The following is a 7,618-nucleotide window of genomic DNA, read 5'->3' as shown; positions in this document are numbered from 1 at the left end:
ACCACGCAGGCGCGCCCAGCTGCGGCGCACGCCCTCGTAGACGGCGCCGGCCACGTGCCCCCGTCCAGCGGGGGCAGGGGGATCAGGTTGAACACGAAGAGCGCCATGTTGAGCGAGGCCAGCAGCGCCAGCAGCGCCGCGACCGTCTGGCGCGCCCCGGCTGCGCCGGCCGCGTCCCCTGCCTGGGTGATCTCCCCGGCCACACGGCCGACCCCCACGACGGAGACGACACCGTTGGGGTCGCGGGCCTGGGAGGTGAACAGGGAACGCCCCACGTCCCACACGGCGGACGGGAGGCGCACCACCACCGAGGCGGTCCCCGTGAAGAGCTGCCAGGTCGCGGACGCCACCTCCCCCGGACCGGTGGGCACGTAGTCGAAGCCAGCGACGATCCCGATGGCCCACTCCCCCTGCGCATTGCGCACGGGGGTGACCGTGAGGTCCACGTCCGACCCCGCACGCTCGACGACCACCGGCACCGCCGAGCCGTCGGAGGCGGCGATCGCGTCGCGGACGTCCTGCCACGAGGGCGTCGCCGTCCCGTCCCAGGAGACGATCCGGTCACCGCCTCGATCCCGGCCTCCCGGGCCGGGGCCTCCACGTCACCGGAGGAGGTCGTCACCGTCGAGGTGACCTCCTGCAGGGTCGTGGAGGGTGTCGCCCGCCCGATGCCCATCATGGCCACCGCGAGCAGGACGACGCAGATCAGCAGGTTCATCGCGGGGCCGCTCGCCATGACGACCGCCTTGCGCGGGGCGGAGAGGCGGTGGAAGGCGTGGGCCTCCTGGCCGGCGGGGACCTCCTCCGCGCTGGCGAGGCGGGCCTCCTGCGCGAGGGTGGGGCGGCCGTGGCGGTTCATGGTGCGCGTACCGGGCCGTGCCGGGGCGAACATGCCGACGATGCGCACGTAACCGCCCAGGAGGACTGCGCGCAGGGCGTAGGTGGTCCCCCGCCACGTGCGCTGCCACAGGACGGGACCGAACCCGACGGAGTACATGGGCACGAGCACCCCGAAGCGTTTGGCCGGGACCATGTGCCCGATCTCGTGGAGGGCCACCGAGACGACCAGCCCCACGACGACCACCAGCACACCCAGGACGAAGCTCACCGCAGTGCCCCCACGGCCTCGCCGGCCCGCGCCCGGGCCCACTCCTCCACGCCGAGCACGTCCTCCAGGGTCGGCTCGGTGATGCCCTCGTGGGCGGCGACGACCTCGGTGAGGGTGTCGACGATGCCGAGCCACGGGATCTCCCCGCGCAGGAAGGCGTCGACGAGGACCTCGTTGGCTGCGTTGAGCACTGCGGGGTGGGTGGGAGAGGCCGCCACGGCCGCACGGGCGAGGGAGACGGCGGGGAAGGTCACGTCGTCCACGGGCTCGAAGGTCCAGGACTGCGCGGCGTCCCATGTGAGTGGCTGCTCGACGTGTTCCAGGCGCTCCGGCCAGGCCAGTCCCAGCGCGATGGGCAGGCGCATGTCGGGGGGTGACGCCTGGGCGATCGTCGCCCCGTCCCGCCAGGTCACCATCGAGTGGACGATGGACTGGGGGTGGACGGTGGTGAGGATGTGCGCCGGGTCGACGTCGAAGAGGAGGTGTGCCTCGATGAGCTCGAGCCCCTTGTTGACCAGGGTGGAGGAGTTGACGGTCACCACCGGCCCCATCGACCAGGTGGGGTGCGCCAGGGCCTGTTCGGGTGTGACGTCGGCCAGCTCCGCCCTCGTGCGCCCGCGGAACGGGCCACCGGAGGCGGTGAGGACCAGGTCGGCCACCTCGGAGCGCCCGGAGAGCACCGGCGAGGTCAGGCCACGTTCGTGGACCCCCGCACGCAGGGACTGGGCGATGGCCGAGTGCTCGGAGTCGACGGGGACCACCTGGCCGGGGCGCACCATGGCCCGCCTGACGAGTGCGCCCCCGACCACGAGGGACTCCTTGTTCGCCAGGGCCAGCGTCGCCCCGGAGGCGAGGGCCGCCAGTGTCGGGCCGAGGCCGACGCCGCCGGCGATGCCGTTGAGGACCACGGAGTCCGGGAAGGCACCTGCCACGCGGGTCGCCGCATCGGGGCCCGTGACGACCTCCGGGACGCGCCCGGACCCCGGGTGGCGGGCGGGCAGGAGTGCGAGGAACTCCCCGGGGTCCCCCTGGGCGAGGGCGACGACCTCGGGACGGTGCAACGCCACCTGGTCCGCCAGGAGCCCGGGGTGCGAACCACCCGCCGCCAGCGCGCGCACACGGAGGCGTCCGGGATGGGAGTCGACGACGTCGAGCGCCTGCGTCCCGATCGAGCCGGTGGACCCGAGGACGACGACGTCGCGCGGGGGGACGGACGACGTCCCCTCCCCGGTGGCAGCCGGCACCTGCAGCGGTCCCACCCTCAGCTGACCGCCAGCAGGATCTCCACGGCACGCCCCAGGTAGGCGTCCACGGGGCCCTCCGCGTAGGCCTTGCGACCCTTGGCGGGGGGGAACACCGCGTGGCGGATGTCCTCCACGCCGATGTCACCACGGTCGTCGAAGTAGTCGGCCAGCCGTTCGAGGAGTTCGTCGACGGACTCCGCGTCGTAGCCACGACCACGGTCGGGGTGGGCGAAACGCTCACCCTTGGGGCGCAGGAGTCGCGGGTAGAGCGTGGTCGCCCGGTCGGCGACGCGCTCGAACCAGGCGTTCTCCCCGTTCACCGCCACGTGGTCCGCACGGTCACGCTGGACGAAGGCGGCCTCCAGACGGTTCATCGCCGAGTCGACCGCGTCGATGCGGTACCCGCCGCGCCTGAGGGTGAAGGTCGCCTGCCGGACCTGCTCGGCGCTGAACTGCTCGGCTGGCACCCCGCCCTCGTACGCGCGCCGGGCGTCCTCGAAGAACGCATCCACCGACTCCGGGTCATACCCCTTGCGGAAGATGTTGACGCGGGGGAACGCGTCCGTCATCGTGCCTCCTCGGTGTCGGGCCTCACGGCCTGGACGGCGACGGGCTGCTTCGTCTCCCGCTGCCGGACGGCCGTGGCCAGCTGGCCGCAGGCGCCGTCGATGTCGGACCCGCGCGTGTCACGGATCGTGGTCACGATACCGCTCGCCCGCAGGGTCTCCACGAACTCATTCTGCGCGCGTCGTGTGGACGCCGTCCAGATCGACCCCGGTGTCGGGTTCAGGGGGATCGGGTTGACATGGGCCCACCCGTGTCCGCGCCTGTTGAGCTCGTCGGCCAGGAGCTGGGCGCGCCAGGCCTGGTCGTTCATGTCGCGGATGAGTGCGTACTCGATGGACACCCTGCGTCCCGACGCCACGAAGTAGCGTCGCGCGGCGTCCAGCAGCTCGCCCACCTTCCACCGGGAGTTGATCGGGATCAGCTCGTCACGCAGGTCGTCGTCAGGGGCGTGCAGGGACACCGCGAGGGTGACCGGCATCCCCTCGGCGGCGAGCTTGTCGATGGCGGGCACCAGTCCGACGGTGGACACCGTGATGTTGCGGGCGGACATCCCGAACCCCTCGGGTGCGGGGTCCACGAGCCGGTGGAGGGCCTGGACGACACTGCGGTAGTTGGCCATGGGCTCGCCCATGCCCATGAAGACGACGTTGCTCAGGCGGGTCGGTCCCCCTGCCAGGCGGCCCTCCGCACAGGCACGGTGGGCGAGGCGGACCTGCTCGATGATCTCCGCGGTGGAGAGGTTCCGCGTCAGTCCCATCTGCCCGGTCGCACAGAAGGGGCAGGCCATCCCGCACCCCGCCTGGGAGGAGATGCACAGGGTGGTGCGCCCCGGGTAGCGCATGAGGACGGACTCCACACGTGCCCCGTCGAAGAGCTCCCACAGCTGCTTGACCGTCTCCCCGCCGTCCGCCTCCAGTGCCGTGACCTCACGGGTCAGCGGCGGCAGGAGCGTCGAGCGCACCGCCTCCGCCAGGGAGGCGGGCAGGTCGCTCATCTCGGCGGGGTCGGCGGTGAAGTGTTCGAAGTAGTGCCGCGAGAGCTGGTCGGCGCGGAAGGCGGGCAGCCCACTGTCGCGCAGGACCTGCTTGCGTCCCGCGAGGTCGAGGTCCACGAGGTGCGAGGGTGCCCTGCCCCGGCGCCGGGCCGTGAAGGAGATGACCGGGCGCGCGTCGGGGCTCGACGCCCCCTCGGGGGTTGGTCCGTGGGGCGGATCTCGCGCCGCCCACGGTGAGTGTCGGAAGTCGCCATGTCGTTCACCATCCCAGTGCGGCCCTGAGGACCAGGTAGAGGACGGGGGCGCTCATCAGCAGGGAGTCCATGCGGTCGAGGACGCCCCCGTGCCCCGGCAGGAGGTTGGACATGTCCTTCAGTCCCACCTCACGCTTGATCGCGGACTCGGTGAGGTCGCCGACGGTGCCGACGACGGCGGCGAGGACACCCGCGACCAGACCCCACCACCACTGGCCCCCAGCAGCACGGCACCGGCCACACCGACGCCGCAGCACATGAGCACGGACCCCGCGAAGCCCTCCCAGGACTTGTGGGGCGAGATGCGTGGCGACATCGGGTGCCTGCCGAAGAGGACCCCCGCGGCCCAGCCCCCGATGTCGTTCGACACCGTGATCGCGACGTAGAGCCCGACCACCGCAGCACTCCCCGACTCCGCACGCATGAGGAGCACGAAGGCCGCGAGGAAGGGGACGTAGACCACGCAGAACACCGAGGTCACGACGTCGGGGACCATGGAGGACCCGCGTCCCTCCATGAGTCGCCAGACGATGATGACGAACACCGTGAGGAAGAGGGCCACCAGGGTCGCCTCGGGTCCCATCGCCCAGGAGCTCACGAGGATGCCCACGGTCCCCACGTAGACGGGGGGCATGGTGACCGAGACGCCCGTGCGGGCGAAGGCACCCCCGAGCTCCCACGTCGCCATCAGGCACAGCGCGACGACCATGGCCACGAAGCCGGGCGTCCAGTACACCAGACCCGCTGTGAGGGCGCCGATGAGCACCACTGCCGTGGCGATCGCCGCGGGCAGGTTGCGGCCCGCCCGGCCCGAGGCGGGCAGGGGGGGATGGTCCTGTGTCGGCCTGGGTCGCAGGATCCGCTCCGCCCGGGACCGGGTCGGCTCGGTCGCCATCAGATCGTCAGGAGCTCGCTCTCCTTGGTGCTGAGCAGTTCGTCGATCTGCTCCACCTGGGTCCTGGTGAGGGCCTCGAGGGACTTCTCGGCACGGTCGACCTCGTCCTCGCCCGCCTCGCCGTCCTTCTTGAGGCGGTCGAGCTGCTCCTTGGCCTTGCGGCGGATGCCGCGCACCGAGACCCGGGCGTCCTCCGCCTTGGTCTTGGCCTGCTTGACGTACTCGCGGCGGCGCTCCTCGGTGAGCGCGGGCAGGACGACGCGGATGACGTTGCCGTCGTCCGTCGGGTTCACGCCGAGGTCGGACTCGCGCAGGGCGCGCAGGATCTCCTGCGTGGCGGTGCGGTCGAAGGGTGAGATCAGCACGGTGCGTGCCTCGGGGATCTGGAAGGAGGCGAGCTGCTGCATGGGGGTGGGGGCGCCGTAGTAGTCGACGGGGATGTGCTGGAACATGCCGGCATTGGCACGCCCGGTGCGGATGTTCCCGAACTCGCTGCGGGCGACCTCGACCGCCCGGTCCATCTTGTCCTCTGCGTCGAGCAGGATGTCGTCGATCACGGTTGCTCCTTCGTCTGTGCGGGTTCGGCGCTCACCAGCGTACCGACTGAGTCGCCGAGCAGTGCCTTGGTGACGTTCCCCGGCTCGGTCATGCCGAAGACGCGCATGGTCAGCCCGTTCTCCTGGCCCAGGGCGAAGGCCGCGGCGTCGACCACCCGCAGTCCCTGGCCCAGCGCCTCGGCGTAGGTGAGGAACTCGAAGCGGATCGCCGTCGGGTTGGTGTTCGGGTCGTCGTCGTAGACGCCGTCCACGCCGTTCTTCGCGACGAGCAGTTCGTCGCAGTGTGTCTCCAGCGCGCGCTGGGCGGAGACCGTGTCGGTGGAGAAGTAGGGCATGCCGGCGCCGGCACCGAAGACCACGACGCGCCCCTTCTCCATGTGGCGGATGGCCCTCAGGGGGATGTAGGGCTCCGCGACCTGCTGCATCGCGATGGCACTCTGCACCCGCGAGGGCACCCCGGACTGCTCGATGAAGTCCTGGAGCGCCAGGGCGTTCATCACGGTGCCGAGCATGCCCATGTAGTCGGCGCGCGCACGGTCCATGCCCGAACGTGACAGTTCGGCACCCCGGAAGAAGTTCCCACCGCCCACGACCACGGCGACCTCGACCCCGGCCCTCACGGCGACGGCGATCTGCTCGGCGATGCCGCGCACGACCGTGGGGTCGAGACCGACCTTGCCCCCGCCGAAGGCCTCGCCGGAGAGTTTGAGCAGGACACGTCGGCGTCCCTGGGCATTCATCTGTGGGCTCCTTCGTAGGGTGGCAGTGGGCATGGTGTGGTGATGGCCCCGCCCGGGGGCGGGGCCATCACCGTCGGTTCAGGATCCGACGTGGACGCGCACGAATTCCGTGACCGTCGCGCCGGCCTCCTTGAGGACCTTGCCCACCGTCTTGGACGGGTCGCGGGCGAAGTCCTGGTCGACCAGGGCGTTGTCCTTGAAGAAGGCGTTGAGGCGTCCCTCGACGATCTTCGGGACGATCTTCTCCGGCTTGCCCTCCTGGAGGGTGAGCTTCTCGAGCGTCGCCCGCTCCTTGTCCAGCACGTCGGCGGGGACGTGGTCCCGGTCGAGGTAGAGGGGCTGGAAGGCGGCGATGTGCATCGCGATGTCGTGTGCCACCGGGGCACCTGCGGCATCGGTGACGACGAAGACGCCCACCTGCGGGGGCAGGTCGGGGCTCGTCTGGTGCAGGTAGAGGTCGACGTGCTCGCCCTCGACGCGCACGAGGCGGGTGACCTCGATCTTCTCCCCGATGACGGCGCCCATCGCGTTGACCGCGTCCTGGACCGTGCCCTCACCCAGCGGGGCGGCGAGCAGGGACTCCAGGTCCGTGGCGCCCGAGGCGACGGCCGCGTCGAGCACGGAGTTCGCGAAGTCGATGAACTTCTGGTTCTTCGCGACGAAGTCCGTCTCCGAGTTGACCTCGACCAGCACGCCCACCTTGCCGTCGTCGACGACCTTGGCGGCCACGAGTCCGGCGGAGGCCACGCGGTCCTCGCGCTTGGACAGCGACTTGAGACCCTTGAGGCGGATGATCTCGAGTGCCTTCTCCGGATTGCCCTCGGCCTCGGTCAGTGCCTTCTTGACATCCATCATCCCGGCGCCGGTCTGCTCGCGCAGCGCCTTGACGTCAGCAGCGGTGAAGTTCGCCATTGATGTCTCTCCTTCCGTGAAGAACGGTTCAGTCCTGGGTGGTGGCGGCGGGGGCGGCCTCGGCGGGAGCAGCCTCCACGGCGGGCGTCTCGGTGGCGGGCGCCTCGGTGGCGGGCGCCTCGGTGGCGGCGGCCCCCTCGGCGGGCTTGCCGGACTTCTCCAGGAGCTCGCGCTCCCACTCGGCCAGGGGCTCGGCAGCGGTGGGCTCGGCCTCCTCACCGGTCGACTTGTGGGCGGCGGAGCGTGCCAGCAGCCCGTCGGCCACGGCGTCGGCGACCACGCGGGTCAGCAGGGCGACGGCGCGGATGGCGTCGTCGTTGCCGGGGATCCGGTAGTCGACCTCGCCG

7 protein-coding genes and 3 pseudogenes are annotated in these 7,618 nt (G+C 71.3%); all 10 read right to left on the bottom strand.

All coding sequences use genetic code 11. The features are described 5' to 3' along the window. Nucleotides 1-479: site-2 protease family protein (locus TA90_RS15660; RefSeq protein WP_231550731.1), on the bottom strand; the 479-nt coding region annotated here is incomplete at its 3' end. A gap of 194 nt (nt 480-673) precedes the next feature. Beyond that, nucleotides 674-1,033, bottom strand: a pseudogene (locus TA90_RS15655) (site-2 protease family protein); the annotation flags it as partial. Nucleotides 1,034-1,104: 71 nt separating this feature from the next. Beyond that, a complete protein-coding gene (dxr, locus tag TA90_RS11050) occupies nt 1,105-2,352 on the bottom strand; it encodes a 1-deoxy-D-xylulose-5-phosphate reductoisomerase (RefSeq protein WP_043536460.1) in 1,248 nt (415 codons plus the stop codon). A 17-nt stretch (nt 2,353-2,369) separates the two neighbouring features. Continuing rightward, entirely contained in the window at nt 2,370-2,921 is a 552-nt protein-coding gene (locus TA90_RS11045; RefSeq protein ID WP_043536459.1) for a DivIVA domain-containing protein, read from the bottom strand. Then, a pseudogene (rlmN, locus tag TA90_RS11040) lies at nt 2,918-4,179 on the bottom strand (23S rRNA (adenine(2503)-C(2))-methyltransferase RlmN). Before rlmN ends, TA90_RS11045 begins: the two are co-directional and overlap by 4 nt. Then, a pseudogene (locus TA90_RS11035) lies at nt 4,173-5,062 on the bottom strand (phosphatidate cytidylyltransferase). Before TA90_RS11035 ends, rlmN begins: the two co-directional pseudogenes overlap by 7 nt. Continuing rightward, complete coding sequence (gene frr / locus TA90_RS11030; protein ID WP_043536455.1) at nt 5,062-5,619, bottom strand: ribosome recycling factor; 558 nt, start codon at nt 5,617-5,619, stop codon at nt 5,062-5,064. Before frr ends, TA90_RS11035 begins: the two are co-directional and overlap by 1 nt. After that, on the bottom strand, nt 5,616-6,359 hold the full coding sequence (gene pyrH / locus TA90_RS11025) for a UMP kinase (RefSeq protein WP_043536453.1): 744 nt from the start codon (nt 6,357-6,359) through the stop codon (nt 5,616-5,618). The genes frr and pyrH overlap by 4 nt, the downstream gene beginning before the upstream one ends. Before the next feature lie 78 nt (nt 6,360-6,437). Next, entirely contained in the window at nt 6,438-7,271 is an 834-nt protein-coding gene (tsf, locus tag TA90_RS11020) for a translation elongation factor Ts (RefSeq protein WP_043536452.1), read from the bottom strand. A gap of 28 nt (nt 7,272-7,299) precedes the next feature. Continuing rightward, on the bottom strand, nt 7,300-7,618 hold a 319-nt coding region (locus TA90_RS11015), incomplete at its 5' end, for a 30S ribosomal protein S2 (protein ID WP_043536450.1).

The organism is Actinomyces polynesiensis, from assembly GCF_000820725.1.
In the GTDB taxonomy this organism is placed as follows: Bacteria; Actinomycetota; Actinomycetes; order Actinomycetales; family Actinomycetaceae; genus Pauljensenia; species Pauljensenia polynesiensis.
Note: the sequence above shows the minus strand (reverse complement) of the source record. Positions and strands in the feature narration are given on the sequence as shown.